Annotated in this window: 17 protein-coding genes; 6 read left to right on the plus strand and 11 right to left on the minus strand. The window is 59.8% G+C overall.

The window, feature by feature from the left end; translation table 11 throughout:
• Nucleotides 1–40: 40 nt before the first annotated feature.
• The 5 genes from pth to ACR0C9_RS15945 all read right to left on the minus strand — a co-directional run bounded on the left by pth (nt 41) and on the right by ACR0C9_RS15945 (nt 4,433).
• Complete coding sequence (gene pth / locus ACR0C9_RS15925; RefSeq protein WP_170454400.1) at nt 41–721, minus strand: aminoacyl-tRNA hydrolase; 681 nt, start codon at nt 719–721, stop codon at nt 41–43.
• Between the two features lie 124 nt (nt 722–845).
• Nucleotides 846–1,499 (minus strand): 50S ribosomal protein L25/general stress protein Ctc, encoded by a 654-nt coding sequence (locus tag ACR0C9_RS15930; protein ID WP_170454398.1) that lies wholly within the window; start codon nt 1,497–1,499, stop codon nt 846–848.
• A gap of 244 nt (nt 1,500–1,743) precedes the next feature.
• Complete coding sequence (locus ACR0C9_RS15935; protein WP_480781449.1) at nt 1,744–2,910, minus strand: alpha-hydroxy acid oxidase; 1,167 nt, start codon at nt 2,908–2,910, stop codon at nt 1,744–1,746.
• Nucleotides 2,911–3,073: 163 nt separating this feature from the next.
• Nucleotides 3,074–3,865 (minus strand): tryptophan synthase subunit alpha, encoded by a 792-nt coding sequence (gene trpA / locus ACR0C9_RS15940; RefSeq protein ID WP_170454394.1) that lies wholly within the window; start codon nt 3,863–3,865, stop codon nt 3,074–3,076.
• Nucleotides 3,866–3,944: 79 nt separating this feature from the next.
• Nucleotides 3,945–4,433: an acyloxyacyl hydrolase gene (locus tag ACR0C9_RS15945; RefSeq protein WP_480781450.1), complete on the minus strand. Its 489-nt coding sequence runs from the start codon at nt 4,431–4,433 to the stop codon at nt 3,945–3,947.
• 202 nt (nt 4,434–4,635) lie between these two features.
• Between ACR0C9_RS15945 and ychF the strand changes: the two genes are divergently transcribed.
• The gene (gene ychF / locus ACR0C9_RS15950) at nt 4,636–5,733 is read left to right on the plus strand and encodes a redox-regulated ATPase YchF (protein WP_170454390.1); all 1,098 of its coding nucleotides are present in this window, start codon (nt 4,636–4,638) and stop codon (nt 5,731–5,733) included.
• Between the two features lie 198 nt (nt 5,734–5,931).
• Here the strand turns inward: ychF and ACR0C9_RS15955 are convergent, their stop codons facing one another.
• Nucleotides 5,932–6,264, minus strand: a complete 333-nt coding sequence (locus ACR0C9_RS15955) for a hypothetical protein (RefSeq protein ID WP_170454388.1) — start codon at nt 6,262–6,264, stop codon at nt 5,932–5,934.
• A 253-nt stretch (nt 6,265–6,517) separates the two neighbouring features.
• Between ACR0C9_RS15955 and ACR0C9_RS15960 the strand changes: the two genes are divergently transcribed.
• The 3 genes from ACR0C9_RS15960 (at nt 6,518) to fdhF (ending at nt 11,984) form a co-directional block, all read left to right on the plus strand.
• Nucleotides 6,518–7,399 carry a LysR family transcriptional regulator gene (locus ACR0C9_RS15960; RefSeq protein ID WP_170520472.1) on the plus strand — a complete coding sequence of 294 codons (882 nt, stop codon included), beginning with the start codon at nt 6,518–6,520 and terminating at the stop codon, nt 7,397–7,399.
• An 84-nt stretch (nt 7,400–7,483) separates the two neighbouring features.
• Nucleotides 7,484–9,187, plus strand: coding sequence for an NAD(P)H-dependent oxidoreductase subunit E (locus tag ACR0C9_RS15965; RefSeq protein ID WP_480781451.1), 1,704 nt, complete (start codon nt 7,484–7,486; stop codon nt 9,185–9,187).
• A 13-nt stretch (nt 9,188–9,200) separates the two neighbouring features.
• Entirely contained in the window at nt 9,201–11,984 is a 2,784-nt protein-coding gene (gene fdhF / locus ACR0C9_RS15970; protein WP_480781452.1) for a formate dehydrogenase subunit alpha, read from the plus strand.
• Nucleotides 11,985–12,072: 88 nt separating this feature from the next.
• Here fdhF and ACR0C9_RS15975 read toward each other — a convergent pair whose 3' ends face one another.
• The gene (locus ACR0C9_RS15975; protein WP_170454381.1) at nt 12,073–12,438 is read right to left on the minus strand and encodes an eCIS core domain-containing protein; all 366 of its coding nucleotides are present in this window, start codon (nt 12,436–12,438) and stop codon (nt 12,073–12,075) included.
• A 217-nt stretch (nt 12,439–12,655) separates the two neighbouring features.
• On the opposite strand from ACR0C9_RS15975, the gene ACR0C9_RS15980 reads away from it, so the two are divergent.
• The gene (locus ACR0C9_RS15980) at nt 12,656–13,168 is read left to right on the plus strand and encodes a thioesterase family protein (RefSeq protein WP_170454379.1); all 513 of its coding nucleotides are present in this window, start codon (nt 12,656–12,658) and stop codon (nt 13,166–13,168) included.
• On the opposite strand, the gene ACR0C9_RS15985 is transcribed toward ACR0C9_RS15980, so the two are convergent.
• The 3 genes from ACR0C9_RS15985 to ACR0C9_RS15995 form a co-directional block, all read right to left on the minus strand.
• The gene (locus ACR0C9_RS15985; protein ID WP_480781547.1) at nt 13,165–17,574 is read right to left on the minus strand and encodes a translocation/assembly module TamB domain-containing protein; all 4,410 of its coding nucleotides are present in this window, start codon (nt 17,572–17,574) and stop codon (nt 13,165–13,167) included. The genes ACR0C9_RS15980 and ACR0C9_RS15985 overlap by 4 nt on opposite strands.
• Nucleotides 17,574–19,379 (minus strand): BamA/TamA family outer membrane protein, encoded by a 1,806-nt coding sequence (locus ACR0C9_RS15990; RefSeq protein WP_170520482.1) that lies wholly within the window; start codon nt 19,377–19,379, stop codon nt 17,574–17,576. Before ACR0C9_RS15990 ends, ACR0C9_RS15985 begins: the two co-directional genes overlap by 1 nt.
• 144 nt (nt 19,380–19,523) lie before the next feature.
• Complete coding sequence (locus ACR0C9_RS15995; protein WP_170623801.1) at nt 19,524–20,747, minus strand: urate hydroxylase PuuD; 1,224 nt, start codon at nt 20,745–20,747, stop codon at nt 19,524–19,526.
• Nucleotides 20,748–20,843: 96 nt separating this feature from the next.
• Here ACR0C9_RS15995 and ACR0C9_RS16000 point away from each other — a divergent pair, with 96 nt between their 5' ends.
• Nucleotides 20,844–21,767 (plus strand): LysR family transcriptional regulator, encoded by a 924-nt coding sequence (locus tag ACR0C9_RS16000; protein WP_480580134.1) that lies wholly within the window; start codon nt 20,844–20,846, stop codon nt 21,765–21,767.
• A 195-nt stretch (nt 21,768–21,962) separates the two neighbouring features.
• On the opposite strand, the gene uraH is transcribed toward ACR0C9_RS16000, so the two are convergent.
• The gene (gene uraH, locus ACR0C9_RS16005; protein WP_480580137.1) at nt 21,963–22,319 is read right to left on the minus strand and encodes a hydroxyisourate hydrolase; all 357 of its coding nucleotides are present in this window, start codon (nt 22,317–22,319) and stop codon (nt 21,963–21,965) included.
• Nucleotides 22,320–22,413: the final 94 nt, after the last annotated feature.

Genomic DNA, 22,413 nt, shown 5'->3' on the forward strand with positions numbered 1-22,413 from the left:
TCAATTCGCAATTGGGACGTGGCGGCACTGCACGCGGATTCTACTTGAACTTATCCAGCAGTTTTTGCATCGCCGAACGGTCGTCCGGCTGGGGCTCTGGTTCGGCTTTGATGGCAGGCGCAGCCGGTTTTGCAGGGGGTTTGGATGATCGCGGTGGAGCGGTGCGCAGGGCGACCGCATTCATGAACTTGCCGCCATCGCCATCGGCCAGGTGCCCAGCACCATCCGAGACACCGCGCAGCACATCCTCAAGCCAATCGCCATCGGCTTTGGCAAAATCGCCTAGCACATAGGGCGACACCATTTCCTTGCGCCCCGGATGCCCGATGCCCAGCCGAACCCGGTCGTAGGCCGGGCTGATATGTTCGTGGATCGAACGCAGACCGTTATGCCCGGCATGCCCGCCGCCCGCCTTGACGCGCACCTTGCCGGGGGCCAGATCCAATTCGTCGTGAAACACCGTCACGTCGGTCGAGTCCAGCTTGTAGAACCGCATCGCCTCGCCCACGGATTGACCCGAACGGTTCATGAAGGTCTGGGGCTTGATCAGCAGCACTTTTTCGCCGCCAAGACGCCCTTCGGCGATCTCGGCCTGAAATTTGGACTTCCAGGGGCTAAACCCGTGATCCTCGGCAATCCGGTCCACGGCCATGAAGCCGATATTGTGCCGGTTGCGGGCGTATTTTGAACCCGGGTTCCCCAATCCGACAAACAGTTTCATCGTCTCGTCCTTCGTGCAGTGCAGGGGGTTGATGGCACGGAATACCACCCGATTCCAGCCCGACCAAAAGAAAACGGGGCCCGAAATGAGCCCCGTTTCAAAATCCAAATCGTTGGGTCCGGATTTATTCTTCTGCAGCTTCCTGGCCGACGACTTCTACTTCGTCCGCGGCCACTTCTTCGCCTTCTTCATCGTCGCTGGTCGACAGACCGGTCGGCGCCGAGATGTTGGCGATCACGAAGTCACGGTCGATGGTCGGCTTGGTGCCAGCAGGCAGATCAACCGACGAGATGGTGACAACGTCGTTGATGTTCAGGCCGGTCAGATCAACGGTGATCTTCTCAGGAATGTCACCGGCGGTGCACATCAGTTCGACTTCCGGGCGGACGACAGTCAGAACGCCGCCCTTCTTGATGCCGGGTGCTGCTTCTTCGTTGATGAACTCAACGGGGATGTACAGCGCGATCTTGGTGGTCCGGCGCAGGCGCATCAGGTCCAGGTGGGTCGGCAGGTCTTTGACAACGTCACGCTGAACGTCGCGGCAGATGACGCGAACGTCTTCGTGGCCTTCGACCTTCAGGTTCCACAGTGTCGACTTGAACCGACCCGCTTTCAGGCGCTTGAACAGAACGTTGAACGGGATCTGAATCGGCAGCGGCTCTTTATCGCCACCAAAAACAATGCCCGGAACCATGCCGTCGCGGCGTGCCTGACGAGCGGCGCCCTTGCCTGTCCCCGTCCGTTCCAGAGCTACGAGATCAGGAATCTCTCCAGCCATGATAATTCTCCAATGTTAGGGCGGGCATCCTCCAAGGCTGTATGCCCGCGTGAAGCCGCGTCCTTAGCTTGATTCATTGGGTTTGGAAAGGGGTTTTTGGCGGTTTTCCTTTTTGCGAGGCTCTGCCTCGCGCTCCGGGATATTTATAGCTAGATGAATAAAGGATCCATGCTTCATCTGGCTACAAATATCTCGGGGGAGCCGCCCGAAGGGCGGCGGGGGCAGAGCCCCCTGCGCACGCCCATCAGCTTTGCCAACGCCCACCAAAATCTTCGGGGACCAACAAGTTGTGACGGCCCAGATCGGTCACTTTGCGTTCCCCGCAAAGCGCCATAGTGGTGTCGAGCTCTTTTTGGATCACCTCAAGGGCGGTGGTCACACCGGCTTGTCCCATCGCACCCAGGCCATAGACGAAGGCGCGGCCGATATAGGTGCCTCTCGCACCAAGCGCCAAAGCTTTCAGAACGTCCTGCCCCGACCGGATGCCGCTGTCCAGATGCACTTCGGTATCTCCGCCAACCGCATCCATGATTTCCGGTAACACCCGGATCGAACTGAGCGCGCCGTCCAGTTGGCGACCGCCGTGGTTTGACACAATAATAGCGTCTGCCCCCAGTTTGGCCGCCATTTTTGCGTCGTCGGCGTCCAAAATACCCTTCAGGATCACCTTACCGCCCCATTGCTCCATCAGCTTTTCGACCTTCGTCCAGTCCAGGCTTGGATCGAACTGTTCCGCGGTCCATGCGCCCAGCGAGGACGCATCTGAAATGCCCTCGACATGGCCAACGATATTCCCGAACTCTCGCCGTTTGGCGCGCAGCATTTCGATGCCCCAAGACCATTTGGTCATCAGGTTCGCGATGGTTTTCAGGGTCAGCTTGGGCGGGGCGGACAGGCCGTTTTTCAGATCCTTGTGCCGCTGGCCCAGGATTTGCAGATCCAGCGTTATGACCAGAGCGGAACAATTTGCATCTTTCGCGCGCTGGATCAGTCGGCTGACGTAGTCTGTATCCTTAATCGTATACAGCTGAAACCAGAACGGTTTGGTTGTGTGCTCGGCCACATCCTCGATCGAGTTGATGGACATGGTGGACAAGGTGAACGGCACGCCGAATTCCTCGGCGGCCTTGGCGGCTTTCATTTCCCCATCCGCATGTTGCATTCCGGTCAGTCCGACAGGCGCAAGCGCAACAGGCATCGATACATCCTGTCCGATCATTTGCGACGCTGTCGAACGCCCCGCCATGTCCACCGCGACCCGCTGGCGCAGCCGGATCTGTTCGAAATCCGAGCTGTTTTCATGAAAGGTCTGCTCGGTCCAGCTGCCGCTTTCCGCATAGTCGTAGAACATGCGCGGCACGCGGCGTTCATAGATGCGTTTGAGGTCATCGATATTGGTAATCACGGGCATGTAGCAGACCTTTGAGGTTTTGGTTAGAAATTCTTACCAAGTTTTGAAGATCCTCACTACGCCTTTCGTGATTGCCTTTTCCGTGTTCACTCCCCGGTAAAACAAAAGCCGCAGCGGGGTGACCCGGCTGCGGCTTTGCTCAAGTAGTTTAGGATGCGTTTATTCAGACGGAATGGGCCCCGTCGGACAGGGATTTGACAAAATCCAGCACCTCGGCAACCGGCTTGCCTGCGCCGATCTGGCTGACAATGGCCGAACCGACGACCGCGCCGTCTGCAACAGTTGCAATCGCGCGCGATTTTTCAGGCGTATTGATGCCAAAGCCTACGATGACGGGCAAATCGGTCGCGGATTTGATCCGTGCGACCTCGGGTCCGACATTGGTGGCTTCGGCCTCTGCCGCGCCGGTGATGCCCGTGATCGAGACATAGTAGACAAAGCCCGAGGTATTCTGCAGCACGCGCGGCAGGCGTTTGTCGTCGGTTGTTGGCGTGGCCAGGCGAATGAAATTCAGGCCCGCCGCTTGAGCGGGCAGGCAAAGCTCTTCATCTTCTTCCGGCGGCAGGTCAACAACGATCAGGCCATCGATTCCCGCGGCCTTGGCATCCGCCAGAAACGCGTCCACGCCCCGGCTGTAGATCGGGTTGTAGTAGCCCATCAGCACAATCGGCGTGGTGTCGTCGCTTTCACGGAAAGCGCGCGCCAGATCCAGCGTCCGCTGCAATGTCATGCCACCGTCCAGCGCGCGTTGGCCTGCGGCCTGAATGGTGGGGCCGTCCGCCATCGGGTCGGTGAAGGGTAAACCCAGCTCGATCACGTCCACGCCTGCGCCCGGCAATCCTTTGACCACCTCCAGCGAGGTGTCATAATCGGGGTCGCCCGCCATGACATAGGCAACAAATGCTTTCTTGCCTTCAGCTTTCAGGGCGGCAAACTTGGCGTCGATACGGGTCATCGGATGTCCTTGCAATCAGGTTTGGACCTGATGTGCAGAAAGTTTCACCGAAAATCAATCCCGCCCGGACCAGAACGGATCAGAAGCCCAGATGATACCGCAAGAGCAGGGTGTTCACGCCCGGGTTCGGGTCCTGCGTGCTGGCGTTCGACTTGTGGGTGATCGCAACCGAGATCTTATCGCCGCCATTCAGCGTATAGCCGAGGCCCAGAAGGCTGCGGATCTGGAAACTGCCGCCCAGATCATTCTCATCGCTGCCTTCATTGTAGTATCCCGGCATCACGCTGCCTTCGACAAACCAACGGTCGTTGAGGCTGTATACCCCAATCAGACCGGCGCCGAGATGGGCGCCGCCATCGGCGTCAACTGACAGGGCCGCACCCCAACCGGCGCTGAACCGGGTCGCCTGGTGAAAGGGTTGATGCTGGTATTCCAGCGAAATAAGGGCCTGATCATCGGCAGCATCATCGGAAAAATCCGCGTATCCGGCACCAAAAATCAAGGATTGAGCCTGGGCTGCTGCAGGAAGGGCAAGCGCCAAAGCAGAGGCGAAAAGGAACTTCTTCATAACCGTATTTCTAAGGCTGTTACATCGTTACGCGCTAAGTGGTTATCGTAAGATGTAAATTTCAATTCGCGCAAGAACACGATTTAGGAACAGTTTCGTGATGTGGCCATTTGGGCTCGGTCCGTTTCGCGTCACGCTACTGCTTGCGCATTCCACCGCAGGTGCATAGAAGACGCCGTCACATCGCTTTCAGGAGGCCGCAATGGGCTTTAAAATGGGAATCGTGGGTCTGCCGAATGTGGGCAAGTCGACCCTCTTCAACGCGCTGACCAAGACCGCGGCCGCGCAGGCGGCGAATTTCCCGTTCTGCACCATTGAACCCAATGTGGGGGATGTGGCGGTTCCTGACGACCGGCTGGACAAGCTGGCGGCGATTGCCTCATCGAAGCAGATCATCCCGACCCGGATGACGTTCGTGGACATTGCCGGTCTGGTCAAAGGGGCCTCGAAGGGCGAGGGGCTGGGCAACCAGTTTCTGGCCAATATTCGCGAGACCGATGCCATTGCCCATGTGCTGCGTTGTTTCGAAGATGGCGATGTGACCCATGTGGATGGCCGCGTTGATCCGGTAGCCGATGCCGATACCATCGAGACCGAGCTTATGCTGGCCGATCTGGAAAGCATCGAAAAGCGCCGTGCCAATCTGGTGCGCAAGCTGAAAGGTAACGACAAAGAAGCGCAGCAGCAGGAGCGTCTGCTGGCCGAGGCGCAGGCCATGCTGGAAAACGGCAAACCCGCGCGTCTGGTCGAAGTCTCCGACGAGGACGCCAAAGCGTGGAAAATGCTGCAGCTGCTGACCACCAAGCCCGTGCTCTATGTCTGCAACGTGTCCGAGGAAGAAGCCGCCGAGGGCAATGAGTATTCGGCCCGCGTGGCCGAAATGGCCGCCGCGCAGGGCAATTCTCACGTCATAATCAGCGCCAAGATCGAAGAAGAGATCAGCCTGCTGGAAGAGGACGAAGCGCAGATGTTCCTTGAGGAGATGGGCCTGGAAGAACCCGGCCTCGACCGCCTGATCCGGGCCGGTTACGACCTGCTCAAGCTTGAGACCTATTTCACCGTCGGCCCGAAAGAGGCCCGCGCCTGGACCATCCGCACCGGCACCGCCGCGCCGCAGGCCGCTGGTGTAATCCACGGGGATTTCGAAAAGGGTTTCATTCGGGCCGAGACCATCGCCTATGACGACTACATCGCTGCGAATGGCGAGCAGGGCGCGAAAGAGGCAGGCAAGATGCGGGCCGAGGGCAAGGGCTACATCGTCAAGGACGGCGATGTGATGCACTTTTTGTTTAATACCTGAACCGGAACTGGTTAGGTCGCCTGCGACGTGCCTTATTTTGGTTAAGTCACCAGTAGAGCAAGGCTTGCAACGCATAGGCGTCGCGTCGGCCGAGCTTGGTGACAAAATGATCCGTCGCTGGCCGCGTAAGGCCGGGCGGGGATCGTTCTACTAATTAGATTTTTGCCGGTTGCCTGCTTGGTGATCGACTGATCTTTTTTAAGAGCGGCTTCTTAGTTCGTCGAATTGATGAATCAAGAACTCCTGTTCCCGCGCACGCGAAACAACCTTTACTCCGATCAGTCCGTGAACCAAGCCGGCAGCGCCTGAGAGGAATGCGGACAAGCAAATCCAAACTACCGTTGGTCGCATGTTCAGTATTCCTGCTAGCGGCAGAAACGTCAGGTTTCCAAACCAAAACGACGTTATCAACAGCAATGCGAAACCGGCAGTCAAAATCAGGACGACTTCTGAACTGACATTTCGCCGTGCACGCTTAATTATTTTTCGGCGCGCGGCCAAGGTTAGTTGGCCGGGATCAAAATCAAGCATTGTGTATTAGGACTCTCACTGTAATCACAAACGTATTCAGCTCTGTCATTCATTCCACCTTACCTTATGAAACCACTATATTTTATTAAAGCGGTAAGTGCAGGCTGGATCCTGTCGACCGCGCGCTCTCCCTTTTTGAATATGCTAAGGACAAGCAGAATGTGGTTATTGAGTTCTTGTTCGTGCACAAAGGCGTGCGCCCCACTTCGGTATCGTGTAAAACCCGGTGGCCTTGTATCAGAGACATCTCCAAATGATCGAAATCCGCGACCTCCAACTCCTCAGCGCCCTTGCACGGCATCGCCATTTTGCCAAAGCGGCCGAGGAATGCGGGATTTCGCAGCCCGCCTTTTCGATGCGCATTCGCAACCTCGAAGACCGGCTGGGTGTGTCAATCGTCCGCCGTGCCAACCGGTTTCAGGGATTGACCGAAGAGGGCGAGATGATTGTCCAGCGGGCGCGGCGCATTCTGGACGACACCAAGGCATTGGAACAGCAGGTGCTAGCCGCCAAGGGTGAGATCACCGGTACGCTGATCCTCGGCGTGATTCCGACTGCGATTGCCTTCACCGGGCGTCTGGTCAAGCGGTTGCGGGACGCTCATCCCCGAATTGTAACCCGGATCGAGACCATGTCCGCGACCGCGATCCAGCACCGGCTGGACGAAGGCAGTCTGGATGCGGGCATCACCTATGGCGACAGCATCGGCACCGATCTGCGGCAGGTGCAGCCCTTGTATGAAGAGACCTATGTTTTGCTGGTCCCGTCTCACATGACGGATGAAACCGGCCCGATCCCATGGGCGCAGGTGGCCGAATTCCCGCTCAGCTTGTTGGAGCCGCAGATGCAGAACCGGCGCATTCTGGATCGGATTTTCGCCGAACAGGGCCTGCACCCGGATGTGGTGGCCGAGACCAGCGGCTTCACCGCCTCGATGGTGATGGCGCGCGAGGGGTTGGCGGCCACCGTTGTCCCCCGCGTTCTGGTGCGGGCGCTGGGCGATCTGAGGGGGACGCGCGTGTTGCCTTTGGTCGATCCCGTAGTCAGCAAACCGATTTGTCTGGCGACCCTGACCCGCGACCCGGAACTGCCCACGGTCGAGGCCCTGCGCGCTGTGGTGACGTCTTTACGGTGATAAGCTGTCGTTATCGTGCGATTGCGACAAGCGATTTGACGATATGCTAGTCTGATGAGACACGAGCCTTAATCGGAGGGCATCATGGCACCATTAGACACCAAGCCATCAGGCGCACCCAAGGGCGTCTGGAAGTCAGGTAAAGGCAAGGGGCGGCACACGCCCAAAGGCCGTCAGTTCACGGATGAGGCACAGGCGGAAATCACACGCCTGCTGGGCGACCGCCCACGCCGTCGCGACCTGCTGATCGAGTTCCTGCATCTGATACAGGATGCGCATGGCCATATCAGCGCCGACCATATCGCCGCGCTGGCGGTTGAGATGCGGATCGGACAGGCCGAGATTTATGAGACCGCTACATTCTACGCCCATTTCGACGTGGTAAAAGAGGGCGAGACGCCCCCGCCCGCGCTGACCATCCGCGTCTGCGATTCTCTGTCCTGCGAAATGGCCGGTGCCCAGCAGTTGCAGAAGGCGCTGGAAGACGGCTTGGACGCGTCGCAGGTCCGCGTGGTGCGCGCGCCCTGCATGGGCCGCTGCGACACGGCTCCGGTGCTTGAGATCGGTCATAACCACATCGACCGCGCCACCCCCGAAAAGGTGCAGGCGGCGATTGCGGCAGGTGACACCCACGCTCATCTGCCCGACTACGAAACCTTTGCCGCCTACGCCGAAAATGGCGGCTATGCCAAGCTGAAAGACCTGCGCGACAGCGGCGATTGGGAGAAGGTGCAAGAGGACGTTCTGGCCTCGGGCCTGCGTGGTCTGGGCGGCGCTGGCTTCCCGTCCGGCAAGAAATGGGGTTTCGTGCGCATGAACGAAGGCCCGCGCTATCTGGCCGTGAACGGGGACGAGGGCGAGCCGGGCACGTTCAAGGACCGTTACTATCTGGAACGTACGCCGCATGTCTTCCTCGAAGGCATGTTGATCGCCGCTTGGGCGGTCGAGGCCGAGACCTGCTTTATCTACATGCGCGACGAATATCCGGCGGTGCTGGAGATCCTGCGCCGCGAAATCGCCGCGCTGGAAGATGCGGGGATTGTCGAGAAAGGCTATATCGATCTGCGCCGCGGTGCCGGTGCCTATATCTGCGGTGAAGAATCCGCGATGATCGAGTCGATCGAGGGCAAAAAGGGTCTGCCGCGTCACCGTCCTCCGTTCGTGGCGCAGGTTGGGGTCTTTAATCGCCCGACCTTGGTGCACAATGTCGAGACGCTGTATTGGGTCTCAAAAATTTGCCGCGAGGGGCCGAAATGCCTGAGCAGCACGGAAAAGAACGGCCGTAAGGGCCTGCGCAGCTATTCGGTCTCGGGCCGGGTGGCGAAGCCGGGGGTTTACCTGCTGCCTGCGGGCTCGACCATTCTGGACGTGATCGAGGCTGCCGGTGGCATGGCCGAAGGGCAGACCTTCAAGGCGTATCAGCCGGGTGGGCCGTCCTCGGGCCTGTTGCCCGCATCGATGGATGATATCCCGCTGGATTTCGACACGCTGCAACCGCATGGCACCTTTATCGGGTCGGCCGCCGTGGTGGTCCTGTCCGATCAGGACACCGCCCGCGATGCGGCGCTGAACATGCTGCGCTTCTTCGAAGATGAAAGCTGCGGCCAGTGCACGCCCTGCCGGGCGGGCTGTGAAAAGGCAGTGAAGCTGATGCAGGCGGACAAGTGGGATCAGGACCTGCTGGAGGATCTGTGTCAGGTCATGGGCGACGCCTCGATCTGCGGTCTGGGGCAGGCGGCCCCGAACCCGATCCGCCTTGTCATGAAACATTTCGCTGATGAAATCTGAGGGAGACAGAGCCATGCTTGATGCAAGCCCAAACAAGACCGTCACCTTCAACCTGAACGGCGAAGACGTCACCGTGCCCGAAGGCTGGACCATCTGGGAAGCCGCCAAGGGGCAGGGGTTCACCATTCCGCACCTGTGCCACAAGCCGCAGCCGGGCTATCGCCCCGACGGCAACTGCCGCGCCTGTATGGTCGAGGTCGAAGGCGAGCGCACGTTGGTCGCCTCGTGCATCCGTCCGGCGGTGGACGGCATGGTCGTGAAAACCGACAGCGACCGCGCCGAGAAATCGCGCGCCATGGTCATGGAACTGCTGGTCGCCGACCAGCCCGAAGAGGCGCATGACACCTCAAGCCATTTCTGGGATATGGCCAAGCTGAACGATGTTTCAGACAGCCGTTTCCCGGCAAAAGAGGCCGAGAAAATCCCGCTGCTGGACGACAGCCACGTTGCAATGCGCGTCAATCTGGACGCCTGCATCAACTGCAACCTCTGCGTCCGTGCCTGCCGGGAAGTGCAGGTGAATGACGTGATTGGCATGGCCGGTCGCGGGCATACGGCGCAGGTGGTGTTCGACCAGAACGATCCGATGGGGGATTCGACCTGTGTGGCCTGTGGCGAATGCGTTCAGGCCTGCCCGACCGGCGCCCTGATGCCTGCCACCGTGCTGGACGATCAGCAAAAGGGCGACAGCAAGGATTACGATTCCGAGACCGAAAGCGTCTGCCCGTTCTGCGGCGTTGGCTGCAAGGTCTCGCTGAAGGTCAAGGACGGTAAGGTCAAATATGTCGAAGGTATCAACGGCCCCGCGAACGAAGGCCGTCTGTGCGTCAAAGGCCGGTTTGGGTTCGACTATATCCACCACCCGCACCGCCTGACCAAACCGCTGATCCGGCGCGAGGATGCGCCTGAAAAGGGGCTGAACGTCGATCCCGGCAATCTGGGCACCCATTTCCGCGAAGCGACCTGGGAAGAGGCGATGGATCTGGCGGCCTCGAAGCTGAAAGCCCTGCGTAACGAAGACCCGCGCAGCGTTGCGGGCTTTGGTTCGGCTAAATGCACCAATGAAGAGGCGTATCTGTTCCAGAAGTTCATCCGTCAGGGCTTCAAGCACAACAACGTCGACCACTGCACCCGTCTGTGCCACGCGTCGTCCGTTGCGGCTCTGATCGAGAACGTGGGTTCCGGCGCTGTGACCGCGACCTTCAACGAGATCGAAAACGCGGATGTGGCGATCATCATCGGGGCGAACCCGATTGAAAACCACCCCGTTGCCGCGACCTATTTCAAGCAGTTCACCAAGCGCGGCGGCAAGCTGATCGTGATGGACCCACGCGGTGTCGGCATGCGCAAGTTTGCGGATGAGATGCTGCAATTCCGTCCGGGGGCGGATGTCTCGATGCTGAACGCGATCATGAACGTGATCGTCGAAGAGGAGCTCTACGACAGCCAGTACATCCACCGCTGGACCGAGAACTGGGAGGCCGAGAAAGAACATCTGCGCCAGTTCACGCCCGAGGCGATGGCCCCGATCTGCGGCATCGAACCGGATCAGTTGCGCCGCGTGGCGCGCACCTTTGCGCAGGCCAAAGCTGGTCTGATCTTCTGGGGTATGGGCGTCAGCCAGCACATTCACGGCACCGATAACTCGCGCTGCCTGATCAGTCTTGCGTTGATGACCGGCAATGTCGGCAAACCCGGCGCGGGTCTGCATCCGCTGCGGGGGCAGAACAACGTGCAGGGGGCCTCGGACGCTGGCCTGATCCCGATGTTCCTACCGGATTACCAGTCGGTGATGGATGACGGCGTTCGCGCCAAGTTCAACAACGTCTGGAACTCGGATGACTTTTCGAACGAGAAGGGCCTGACCGTTACCGAGATCATTGATCAAGCCTATGCGGGCAACATCAAGGGTATGTACATCATGGGCGAAAACCCGGCCATGTCCGACCCGGATGTGAACCACGCGCGCGATGCGCTGGCCAAGCTGGATCTGATGATCGTGCAGGACATTTTCCTGACCGAAACAGCGAACTATGCCGATATCATCCTGCCCGCCTCGGCGCTGTATGAAAAGAACGGCACGGTGTCGAACACCAACCGTCAGGTGCAGCGGGTGCGGCCCGCCGTGACCCCTCCGGGCGAAGCGCGCGAGGATTGGAAGATCACGGTAGAACTGGCGCAGCGGATTGGGTTGAACTGGGATTACACCGATGTGTCTCAGGTCTTTGCCGAGATGAAGCTTACCATGGCCTCGCTGGACAACATCACGTGGGAGCGGCTTGAGACCGAAACCATCACCTACCCGTCGCTGTCAGAGACCGATCCGGGGCAGGCGATTGTGTTCGGCGATGGCTTCCCCCGTGCCGATGGCAGGGCGCGGTTCACCCCGGCCAGTGTCATCCCGCCGGATGAAGCGCCGGATGACGAATACCCGATGATCGCCACCACGGGCCGTCAGTTGGAGCATTGGCATACGGGGTCGATGACCCGCCGTGCCACCGTTCTGGACGCCGTGGAACCGGAAGCGAACTGTTCGATGAACCCGCGTCAGCTAAAGCTGATGGGGATCGAGCCGGGCGAAACGATCCGCCTGACCACGCGCCGTGGTTCGATTGAGATCATGGTGCGGGCCGACCGGGCGATTGCCGAAGATATGGTGTTCATCCCGTTTGCCTATGTCGAGGCGGCGGCGAATATCCTGACCAACTCGGCCATCGACCCTTACGGTAAAATCCCCGAGTTCAAGTTCTCGGCCATTCGCGTCGAAAAGATCGAAGACGCTATCGCGGCGGAATAGGCAGGAAAGCCATCTGAAACGACCAAGGTCGGCCCAAGCAAGAGCCGACCTTGGTTGCACTGTTTTTGTTCCCCACGACCGGAAAGAATTAGCCCGAGACCAGAACCTTGCCTTTCTGGGGTTTTGGCATCTTGCCTTTTGCCTGCTGCACGACATGAGTGATTTCATGGGCAATCAACTTGTTGTTCTTTGAATCCGTACCCTTGCCAAAGTAAATGTCGTTTCCGTTGGTGAAGGCCTTTGCCTTTAGCTCTTTGCGGATATCGGCGGCATTCCCGCCGATGTGAACGCGGACCTTGGACAGGTCGGCACCCAACGCGCCTTCCAACCCGTCGCGCAGTTTCTTTTCCAACTTGGTTGCCTTGGTCCCGGACACTTCGGTTCCGATCGCCTTTACTTTCGCCTTTTTGTTTTTCAATGCCCCGACGATTTTCTCGGCTTCTTCCGCTTTCATAAATGGCTCTCCGTATTGATTTCGAAGCCTTTTTTGCGCCGACCCGGTTCTGGGTTCAGTGACACGTTTCACATATAGAAATCAGATTTTTTACTTTTTGAGAAAGGATTGAATTTTATCCCACGTAGGTAGCGCAGAGTTGTGGTCACGCACTTCCACACTGGACAGACGGGAAGTTTATCGGCCTCATATTCTGACCCAGCGGAGACGACATGAGATGACCAATAGCCCCCTGTCCGGATATGACGGACCTTACCCGACCCCTGTGGAAATCCGGGGCTTTGGCGTGAAACCGGAATGGATCGACTATAACGGCCATATGAATGTGGGCTATTACGGCGTCGCCTTCGACAATGCCTTCGAGGTTCTGCTGGTCGAACATCTGGGGCTTGGTGAACCTCAGGTACAGGCCTACGGGCAGGGGCCATACATTCTGCAGGCCCATCTGCATTTTTTGCGTGAGGTGATCGCTGGCGCGCCGTTCTACTTTCGGTTCCGATTGCTGGACGCTGATCACAAGCGCGGCCTCTATTTCGCTCAGATGATCTCAGAGGAAGACAACGCCGTCTGCGCGACGCAAGAGGCGCTGTTCATGAATGTCAGCCATCAGACCGGGCGGTCGGTTGCTTACCCGGATTGGGCCATTGCGCGCCTGGCGCGGATGGTGGAAGACCACAAAACCTTGGAGAGCGCCCCTCAGATCGGTCGCTCAATCGGTATTCGCCGTTAGTAATCGCGCTCGAAGAACAGGCCTATGCCGGTTTCGCCCCTGCCATCGACCGTGCCCCGGACCGTAAAGTTATCATTCACGTCCAGGTTCAGGTTCACCTCGGTATCGCCCTCGGTGTTGACGGTGAAGTCCGTGTAGAGGTTGTCGCTGAGATACGCGCCCGCGCCTAGACGACCTGCGCCGCCCTCGGTCGCGCCGATATCGATTGTGTCGACGCCGGTAGAGTCGCGCAGCCCTTTGGTGGCGTCACCGCCCGCACCGCTGAGCTGCGCCAGCGACGCCGCCATTTGCGCGATGATAAACGGCGAGAGTTCCGAGAACCGGTTGCCGAACAACAACATGGCCAGCGCCTCTTCGGCGGGGCGTTCGGGGTCCGAGAATACATCGACTTCCGGGGAATCCAGCGGCCCGGCGATTTCAATCGTGGCGGTTCCATCCGAGGTGCTGGCAGACGATTCGAACTCGATATACGGGGTCAGATCGCCTTGCAGTGTCACGATCCCTTTGGTCAGGGCCAGCCTGCGGCCCAAAATATCGAAATTACCCCGGATCAGTTCAATCTGGCCCGAGGGGACAACGGATCGTGTCGTGCCTCCGATGAAAATCCGCCCACCCAGTTCCGCGTTCACGCCGCGCCCGCGCACAAAGACGGCTTTGGGGGCCAGCAGACTGATATCCAGCGCAATGCGCGAGTCGCTTTGGGCGGCTTCCTCTTTCACCACCAATTGCGCCCTTTCGCGGGTGACATATTGCGCGCGGCTTTCGCCGATATGCGTAATCTCGGGGATCGGTGCCGCACCCACGGCACCCGAGGCGGCGGCGAGGTTGATATTGGTTTCCTCAAACGTGATCTGACCGGACAGGGAACTGTTTCCGGCCAAAGCCCCCGCCATGACGATCTGACCGTTGAGCGTGGTCTCATACAGCAGTTGATCGGTCAGCACGAGGCTGTTCAATGCGGTGGTGATTTGGGCGTTGAACGGCGGCGTCAGATCGACCGGGCCAGACACGGTAAACCCGCCACCGGCGCGCATGCCGCCATTCATTGAGATGGTGGCGCGGCTTTGCGCCAGATCGACCGACCCGCTGATCCCTGTCACCGTCTGTCTCGCAGTTGGAATCGCAAAGGACGTTCCGGATGTGGTGATAGACCCGCTTAGGGACTCAAGCGCCGGTGCGCCCTTCAGCGCCAGATCGAACCGGGCCGCACCTTCGATCTTGTTCGGTGTGATGAAGATATTGGCGATGCCAAGGTTGACGCCGCCCTGTGCCCTCAGATCAGCTGTGCCGGCGGTTTCGTCGAATGTCCCCGCCACGGTGCTGTTGATCCCGGCAGGTCCTTCTGCCTTGGCATCAATGGTCCAGACCCCGTCTGACCGCTTTGCATTGCCGGTTGCCGCGATGGTGCCGGGGAAGTCGGGCACAAACCGCTCGATCCGGTTGAGCTTGGCGTCAAAGTCCAGATCGGCAGAGCCATCGGTATCGACCGTTCCGACAAGGCTGGCGTAAGAGCTGTCGGGCCCCTGCAAATTGGCCGTGCCTTCCAGCCCCGATCCGGTCGGCGCAACATTGCCGTCCAGTTTCAGCGGACCGGTGAGCGTTTCCGACAACCGCCCCAGATCGTCGAGGGCGGCGGTAAAGTTCAGCCCCCCGGTCTCGCGGCTCAACTGACCCGAAGCATTGGCGGAAAGGGCCGTTCCTTTCAGGCGGAAGGTGCGGATGTTCAACCCGTTCTCATCGTTCAGGGCGTCCACGGTCAGGGTCGTGCGCCCCTGCAGCAGCGCATCCACCTGCTCGATCCCCGCGCGGATGCCATCTGCCTTGACGTTGCCGTTCACATCGAAGGCCTTGCTGCCTACTGCGCCCTTGCCTTGAAGCTGCGCCTCGACCGATCCCGCCAGATCGCGGCTTGCAAGGCCCGAGAACAAGGACAGGTTGGGAACATTCACACTGGCCGTACCATCAACCGCAATATCTCCGGTGGGATCGTCAATCGTGGCCGCGACCTGGGCTGTCACGGCGTTTCCGTTGACCTTGGCCTCGCGGATCGTAATCTGATCCTCAGACACGGCCCCGTCAAACTCGACCGAAGTTTGCCCTGTCAGAAGCGGATCGATATCCGCCATCCCGGTTTTGATGTCCCGGCTTGTCATACTGGCCTTACCATCAAACCGAGGCGTTTTCGCGGCCCCGCTCCCTTGGACACTGGCGGTGACCGACCCCGCCAGATCGCGGCCCGCAAGGCCCGAGAACAGCGACAGATCGGGAATAGACGCGCTGGTTGCGCCATCGAAAGCAATGTCGCCGGTTGGATCGTCAATCGTGGCCGCGACTTGGGCCGTCACGGCATTCCCGTTGACCGTTGCCTCGCGGATCGTGATCTGATCTTGCGACAACGCCCCTTCGAATTCGACAATGGTTTCGCCTTTCAGAAGGGGGTCAATCTCGGCCATCCCGGTTTTGATGTCGCGTGCCGTAACACTGGCTGTGCCGTCGAATTCAAGGGTCTGAACCGTTCCGGCCCCTTGCAGGCTGGCCTGAACCGAGCCGCCAAGTTCGCGTTTCGCCAGACCGGAAAAAACTGACAGATCGCGCGCGGACAGTTTGGCCTGACCGTCGATTGACAGGTTGCCATCAGGGGTTGTGACCGTCCCGCTTGCCTGCGCCCGTGCCGCATCCGCAATCAAGGTAAAGTCGCGCAGCGTGATTCCATCGGCTCCGCGCTTGGCATCGACTATGATTGTTGTCTCGCCCCGGATTACCGGATCGATGTCGTCGCGCCCGGTGGACAGATCGCTGCCCTTGACCTCTAGCTTGCCATCAAAGCTGCCCTCAAGCGGTGAGCCTTTGCCCACCAGCCGGGCCGAGGCCTGCCCGCCCAGTTGCAACTGCGCGAGATTAGAGAACCGGGACAGATCTGTTGCGTCCAGCGAGGCCGAGCCATCCACGGCCAGCCCGCTGGTCAAACCGCTGATCAGCGCATCGACGCCCAGCGTATAGTCCGAGCCCACCAGCTCGAACCCCGACAGGTCAAGCGACTGATCGCTGCCATAGTCGAACACCCCGTCCAGCGTGATCCGCCCCCCCAGCGCGGTGTTCAGCGCAGGGTCTGCTAGGTCAAGCCCGTCCAGCGCCGCCTGCACGTCGCCATCGACGTTGACGATGTCGCCCTGTTCCAGCGTGCCCTGCGCGGTGATCTGCGCCCGGTCCAGACTGATCTGAGGCGATTTGAACGCGTTGGCCGTCAGACTCAGGTCCCACAGATTGCCATTCGCCTGATCGAACAGGGCCGAGATTTGAGCGGCTTCAATCGAAGTTTCGCCGCCCGAGGCTGGCAAGACAACAGTTTCCCCATTGGGCGGTGATATGCGCCCCTGCAATGCGGCCAGTTGCAAGGTCCCACCCGCCGCCAGTTGCAATTCGCCTTCCAGATTCAGGGCCTGGGACGTGAAATCCAGATCGCTGATCTGCAATGCGCCCTCGGGCTGTGTTTTGCCGTCGACAAACAGGCGCGTGTCGTGACCAAAGAATACATCCATGTCGTCGGCGACAAAGGGGGTCAGATCACCGCTTAGGTCCGCAGTGAAGGCAATCCCGTCTTCGGCCGTTTCATCCTCGGCCGTTGCCGAACGCAACCTGACCTGACCGGCCACCCGTTGCTGGTTGTCGCTGCTCAGTCCGATATCGGCGGTGAAATCTGTCAGCGGCCCTGATCCCTTGGCGGTCAGTCCAATGGGCGGGCTATCGGGGATTTTCAACGCAGTCGAGATCAACCCGCCCGAGGCTTCGGTCACGTTCAGATCCAGATCGATCTGACTGTTCGAGTTCTGGAACCCTGCCGCCAGCGTGATCTCATCCCCTGCACGGTCCAGCCTTGTAATGTCGAGATTTGTGTCCAGTGTACCGTCCGCCAACGAGAGGTCGCCAGTGACCGTCAGTTCCGCGGCCACGCCGATCAAGGGCTCGCCCAAGGCCAGCTCATCGATCCGAATCTCGCCGATTTCGATTGAGACCGGCAATTCCGGCAATTGAAACGGCTGGGTTTCTGCTGACGGGGGTGGGGCTTCAGTCGTTGTAGTGCCCGGAGCGCGGGCCACGTCGATCTCTTGCGCGGTCAGGGCGTTGACTGAAAACCGGCCCCGGATCAGGGCAAGACGGTTCCAGTCCAGTTCCGCCCCTTTGATCGTCAGCCAGACGCCTTCGTCATCGGCCACCGTGATCTCTTCTATCGTTGCGCGTGAACTCAGCGCGCCTTCCAAGCCTTTTACAGTGACGTTCTGATCGTCTCCCGACAGCGTGTCCTGCAGGAACCGCTCGATCATGCTGCCGCCTTCGTCCTGTGCGTATGCCGCAACCGGCGCGCAGGTCAGTGTGACGACCAGAACGGGGTATGAAAGACGCTGTATCAAAAGGCCTGTCCGATCCCGATATAGAATTGCAACCCATCGCCCGTGTCGCCCTGAACAGGCACTGCGAGGTCAAAGCGCAGCGGACCAAAACCGCCCAGATCATATCTGACCCCAAGCCCAGCCCCGGCATGATCCTCGGCCCCGGTGCCGACGAATGAGGACGTGTCTACGATACCGTAGTCATAAAACCCGACCAGCGACAGGGTGTCGGTGATCTTGCCGCGCACCTCGCCCGAAAAGCCCAGGAACGATTTGCCGCCCGCAACGCCGGTGCCGACCGGAATGCCAAGGCTTTCAAACGGTTGCCCGCGCACCGTCCCGGCCCCGCCTGAGAAGAACAGAAAGTCCGGCGTCACCCCATCCGGTGGTGGCCCGATGACCGAGCCCAGCTGGACCCGACCCGCCAGAACCAGCCTGCCACCGGTTCCAAGGCTGGTATAGGCGCGACCGTCAAAGAACAGCCGGATGCCGGTATCCGTACCCGAAAGCCCAACAAACGGCATGACCTGCGAATCCAGATAAAACCCTTTTGTCGCACTGACCTTGCTGTCGCGCTGATCCCATTCGGATCGGAATGGCAGGATAAAATACCGGAACTTGCGCCCGTCACCATAGGCATCATCTGCGTTCGACCATTGAAAGCCCGCCGACGCTTCGGCGTATAGCTGATCCGAAAAGGTGCGCCGCGCACCATAAGCCAGCGATGCCACGGTCACGTTGTAATTGTCGGTGTTTCGACGCTCCAGCAGCGCGCTCCAGAAGGTGTTGTCGTCCGGGCCCAGCCGGTCGGGTTGATCCAGTCGCAGGCCAATGCGTCCGTCCAGATCCTCGGCCCCGCCGATATTGCGCAGGGCGGCCTCGAACCGCAGACGTTCGGCCCGGCGAAAGACATTGCGGTGGGTCCAGGTGGCGGTGACGTCGACACCATCGCGGGATGCGAGCTCGACACCGAAGGTCAGACGGCGTTTGGGTAGGTCTTCGAAGGTCGCATCGAAATCCAGCGTACCATCTGGGTTCGGTTTCTCACGCTCTTGCAGGGACACCACGTTGAAGGTTCCGGTGCGGCGCAGGCGCGTGCCGACTTTCTGGATTTTGGCGGGCGAATAGACCTCGCCGCTGGGAAAGCCCGCGATCTTTTCGATCGACCGGTGGCGAACATCGGTGTCGCCCTTGATGAACATCTGGCCAAAAGTCAGTCGCCTGTCCGGGTCCAGATCAATCTCTGCATCCAGCCGCGCCTGAGCATGGCGCGCGATCACTCGCTGCCCGGCCACACTTGCCTTGGCATGACCCGCGTCCCGCCACGCCTGAACACCGGCCGAGGCCGCCTGTTGGATCGCGCCCGTGGTGGCCAGCTTGCCGGTGGCGAATTCCTCGGGCAGCACCGTGTCGGGGGCCAGAGGTTGCACAATTGCCGTGCCGAATTTGAAGGTCGGGCCGGTTTCCACTGTGATAACCGCGCGGTTGATCTGATTGGGAACGGTGAGCGAGCTCATCTCGGCTGCTTCCTGCCCGTCCAGTTTGATGCTGACGACCGGGCTGAAATACCCCTCGTCATATAGGATCTGCACCAGCGTCCGATAATCCGACAGGGCGGCAGACAGAATTTCCAGCGGCGTGTCCAGCCCGCGATCTTCGGCGGTGGCGACGGAAGAGGTTTCTTTCAGGCGCTCGACAACTTCCTTGGGGGCTCCGGGGGCGGTCAGTGTGGTTTCCAACGCAACCAGCGTTGTTGGCGCAAGGGCGGCGACAGCGCCCAATAGCCAGCATCTCAGACCGCGTCGCGGCTTGCTTCCCTGCATCAGTTGGCTCCAACTGCCCCCGAGTCGAAATCTCTTGTGCCGTGTTTCTACACGGCTCTTTGAATTCAAGTTAGAGCATCTGAAACCGTTTGGGGGAAGGGGTTAATCGCGCGATGCGCCGAATTGCCGTGATCCGTGACCGCGTTACAGCCCGGCGTTGCGGACCCATCGGATGATGGCATCGCGATCTTCTGGTTCCATAAAGGTCACATTGGCCGGCGGCATCGCATGGGTCACACCGGCCTGCAGGTAAATCTGCTGCGCGTTGCGGGCAATATCCGCCTCGGTTTCCAGCAAAACGCCTTTGGGGGCCCAAAGGATGCCCTCCCAAACCGGCTCACGTGCATGGCACATGGAACAGCGCCCCAGAACGATGTCGTGTGCCTGCTCAAACCCTTCGGCTGCTGCGAATTTCTGTTCATAGGGCGTCAACGGCTGCGCCTCGGCCTCTTCAACCGGTTCATACATCGGTGCGGTCGACAGCCACATGATGGCGATGAACAGCATGGCGGTTGCCAGCCAGGTCCAGGTGGGGTTGCCTGCACGCGCGTGGCGGGTGTTGAAATAGTGCCGGATGGTGACGCCCATCAGGAACACCAGCGCGGCGATGATCCAGTTGTATTGGGTCGCAAAGGCCAGCGGGTAGTGGTTGGACAGCATCAGGAACAGAACCGGCAGGGTCAGATAGTTGTTGTGGGTCGAACGCAGCTTGGCGATCTTGCCGTATTTCGGGTCGGGTGTGCGCCCGTTCTTCAGGTCATCCACAACGATGCGCTGGTTCGGCATGATGATGAAGAACACGTTGGCCGTCATGATCGTGGCGGTAAAGGCCCCCAGATGCAGCATCATCGCGCGCCCGGTGAAAATCTGGTTGTATCCCCAGCCCATAGCCACCAGCAGGACGAACAGCAGTACCATCAACAGGGTTGGACGCTCGCCCAGACCGGATTTGCACAGAAAGTCATAGACCAGCCATCCGATAGTCAGGGACGCTGCCGAGATCAGAATGCCTTGCCACAGTGCCAGATCGGCCTTTTCGGCGTCGATCAGGTATAGTTCTCCGCCGACCCAGTAGACGATCATCAATAGCGCCGCACCGCTGAGCCAGGTTGAATAGCTTTCCCATTTGAACCAGGTCAGGTGGTCGGGCATCCGCTCGGGCGCGACCAGATATTTCTGAATGTGGTAGAAGCCGCCGCCATGCACCTGCCATTCCTCGCCATCCGCAGGGCCGGGGATATTGCGGTTCAGGCCCAGATCCAGCGCGATGAAGTAGAAGGACGATCCGATCCACGCCATGGCCGTGATCACATGCAGCCAGCGCACGGCAAATGCCATCCAGTCCCAGAACACGGCAAAGTCGTACATGAATGAGGTCTCCGATTGGTTGCCGCCACACTAGGCAAACGGGCTTTTCTTCGGTATTCCCGTATATTGTCAAACTGTATCAAAAAAAACGATAAGATGTCCTATCTCGACAATATCCGCACCTTCGTCAGGGTTTATGATCTGGGCAGCATGTCCGCCGCCGGGCGCGATTTGCGGATTTCACCCGCCGTGACCTCGGCCCGGATTTCTCAGCTTGAGGATCATCTAGGCGTGCGTCTGTTTCAACGCACGACGCGGAACCTGTCACCGACCGAGCAGGGCAAGGCGTTTTACCCCGGCGCGGTGGCGGTGCTGGATGCGGTGGATGAGGCCGAAGCGCAGGTGACGCATCTGACCGAAGCCCCGCGTGGGTCTCTGTTCGTGGCGGCTCCGCTGGGGGTGGGGCGGCGGTTGCTGGCCCCGCATGTGCCTGATTTTCTGGCGGAATATCCCGAAATCGATGTGCGTTTGCGCCTGACGGATCGATCCGTTGACCTTACGACCGAGGGGTTGGATCTGGCCTTTTTCATCGGTCAGCCCGAGGACAGCACCTTGCGCATCCGCAAAATCGCCGATTGCCAGCGCGTGCTGTGCGCCGCCCCTGACTATGTCACGCGGCGGGGGATGCCTGCGACGGGGGCTGATCTGGTGAAGGACAAACACGAATGCCTGAACCTGCGCTTTCCCGGCGCGACCGAGTTTCAGTGGATGCTGGAAACCGCCGACGGCCCGAAACGCTATGCGGTGTCAGGCCGGTTCGAATGTGACGACGGAGACGTCCTGACAGATTGGGCGCTGTCCGGGCAGGGCATTGCCATGAAGCCGGTGTTTGAAGTGGCCGATCACCTAAGCGCGGGTCGTCTGGTGGCCGTCGCGCAGGATACGCCGCCCGTGCCGGTGCAGATGGCGTGCCTTTATACACACCGCCGCCATCAGGACCCCAAGGCGCGCCTGTTCATGGATTTCATGATCGAGCGGATCGGAAAAGTCGTCCGAAACTCGGAATTGCCAGCCGGGTAGCGCTCCCGCCCCTGTTTGTGCCGTTCCGGCACCGCACAGCGTTGGGCCGGGCGCCGCAGCTGTGCTGCGGCGCGGGTGCGACGGGATCGGGTGTGGCGTTGCCATTGATAAAAGCGCAACCGCGCCGGGCCCGCAGGGCGCGGCGCTGGGCCCAACGGGAAGGGACCCTGAAAGGGTCTCTGACCGGCGGGAGGGTTAGCTGCCGCGATAGGTCGAGTAGCCGTAAGGGGAAAGCAGCAGGGGCACGTGGTAATGTGCGTCGGGGTCGGACATACCAAACCGGATCGGCACCTGATCCAGAAACAAAGGGTCATCCCCGTCTTGTCCTGTCGCGCGCAGGTAATCGCCGGCGAAGAAGATCAGCTCGTATGTGCCCGTCTTGAATGTCTCCTGCGGCAGGATCGGGCTGTTCGTGCGACCATCGGCATTGGTTTCCATCTCGACCAGCTTGCGATGGGAATTGCCGGACACGCTGTACAACGCGATTTTCAACCCGGCGGCGGGGCAGCCCCGGGCGGTGTCCAGAACATGAGTTGTCAGATAGCCTGCCACGAAAGCCTCCCTCAGATACGTCACTTTGCTGTGACACAGTGTGGCGCAAAGATCAAAACAGGGGAAATGCCGAAAGAACCGGAAACAGCGTTCG

The sequence above is a fragment of the Ruegeria sp. C12 genome (genome assembly GCF_056537745.1).

What these genes read in the sequence shown, in the direction of transcription:
- pth (WP_170454400.1), bottom strand. Translation starts at nt 721, where the DNA reads ATGAAACTGTTTGTCGGATTGGGGAACCCGGGTTCAAAATACGCCCGC.
- ACR0C9_RS15930 (WP_170454398.1), bottom strand. Translation starts at nt 1,499, where the DNA reads ATGGCTGGAGAGATTCCTGATCTCGTAGCTCTGGAACGGACGGGGACA.
- ACR0C9_RS15935 (WP_480781449.1), bottom strand. Translation starts at nt 2,910, where the DNA reads ATGCCCGTGATTACCAATATCGATGACCTCAAACGCATCTATGAACGC.
- trpA (WP_170454394.1), bottom strand. Translation starts at nt 3,865, where the DNA reads ATGACCCGTATCGACGCCAAGTTTGCCGCCCTGAAAGCTGAAGGCAAG.
- ACR0C9_RS15945 (WP_480781450.1), bottom strand. Translation starts at nt 4,433, where the DNA reads ATGAAGAAGTTCCTTTTCGCCTCTGCTTTGGCGCTTGCCCTTCCTGCA.
- ychF (WP_170454390.1), top strand. Translation starts at nt 4,636, where the DNA reads ATGGGCTTTAAAATGGGAATCGTGGGTCTGCCGAATGTGGGCAAGTCG.
- ACR0C9_RS15955 (WP_170454388.1), bottom strand. Translation starts at nt 6,264, where the DNA reads ATGCTTGATTTTGATCCCGGCCAACTAACCTTGGCCGCGCGCCGAAAA.
- ACR0C9_RS15960 (WP_170520472.1), top strand. Translation starts at nt 6,518, where the DNA reads ATGATCGAAATCCGCGACCTCCAACTCCTCAGCGCCCTTGCACGGCAT.
- ACR0C9_RS15965 (WP_480781451.1), top strand. Translation starts at nt 7,484, where the DNA reads ATGGCACCATTAGACACCAAGCCATCAGGCGCACCCAAGGGCGTCTGG.
- fdhF (WP_480781452.1), top strand. Translation starts at nt 9,201, where the DNA reads ATGCTTGATGCAAGCCCAAACAAGACCGTCACCTTCAACCTGAACGGC.
- ACR0C9_RS15975 (WP_170454381.1), bottom strand. Translation starts at nt 12,438, where the DNA reads ATGAAAGCGGAAGAAGCCGAGAAAATCGTCGGGGCATTGAAAAACAAA.
- ACR0C9_RS15980 (WP_170454379.1), top strand. Translation starts at nt 12,656, where the DNA reads ATGACCAATAGCCCCCTGTCCGGATATGACGGACCTTACCCGACCCCT.
- ACR0C9_RS15990 (WP_170520482.1), bottom strand. Translation starts at nt 19,379, where the DNA reads ATGCAGGGAAGCAAGCCGCGACGCGGTCTGAGATGCTGGCTATTGGGC.
- ACR0C9_RS15995 (WP_170623801.1), bottom strand. Translation starts at nt 20,747, where the DNA reads ATGTACGACTTTGCCGTGTTCTGGGACTGGATGGCATTTGCCGTGCGC.
- ACR0C9_RS16000 (WP_480580134.1), top strand. Translation starts at nt 20,844, where the DNA reads ATGTCCTATCTCGACAATATCCGCACCTTCGTCAGGGTTTATGATCTG.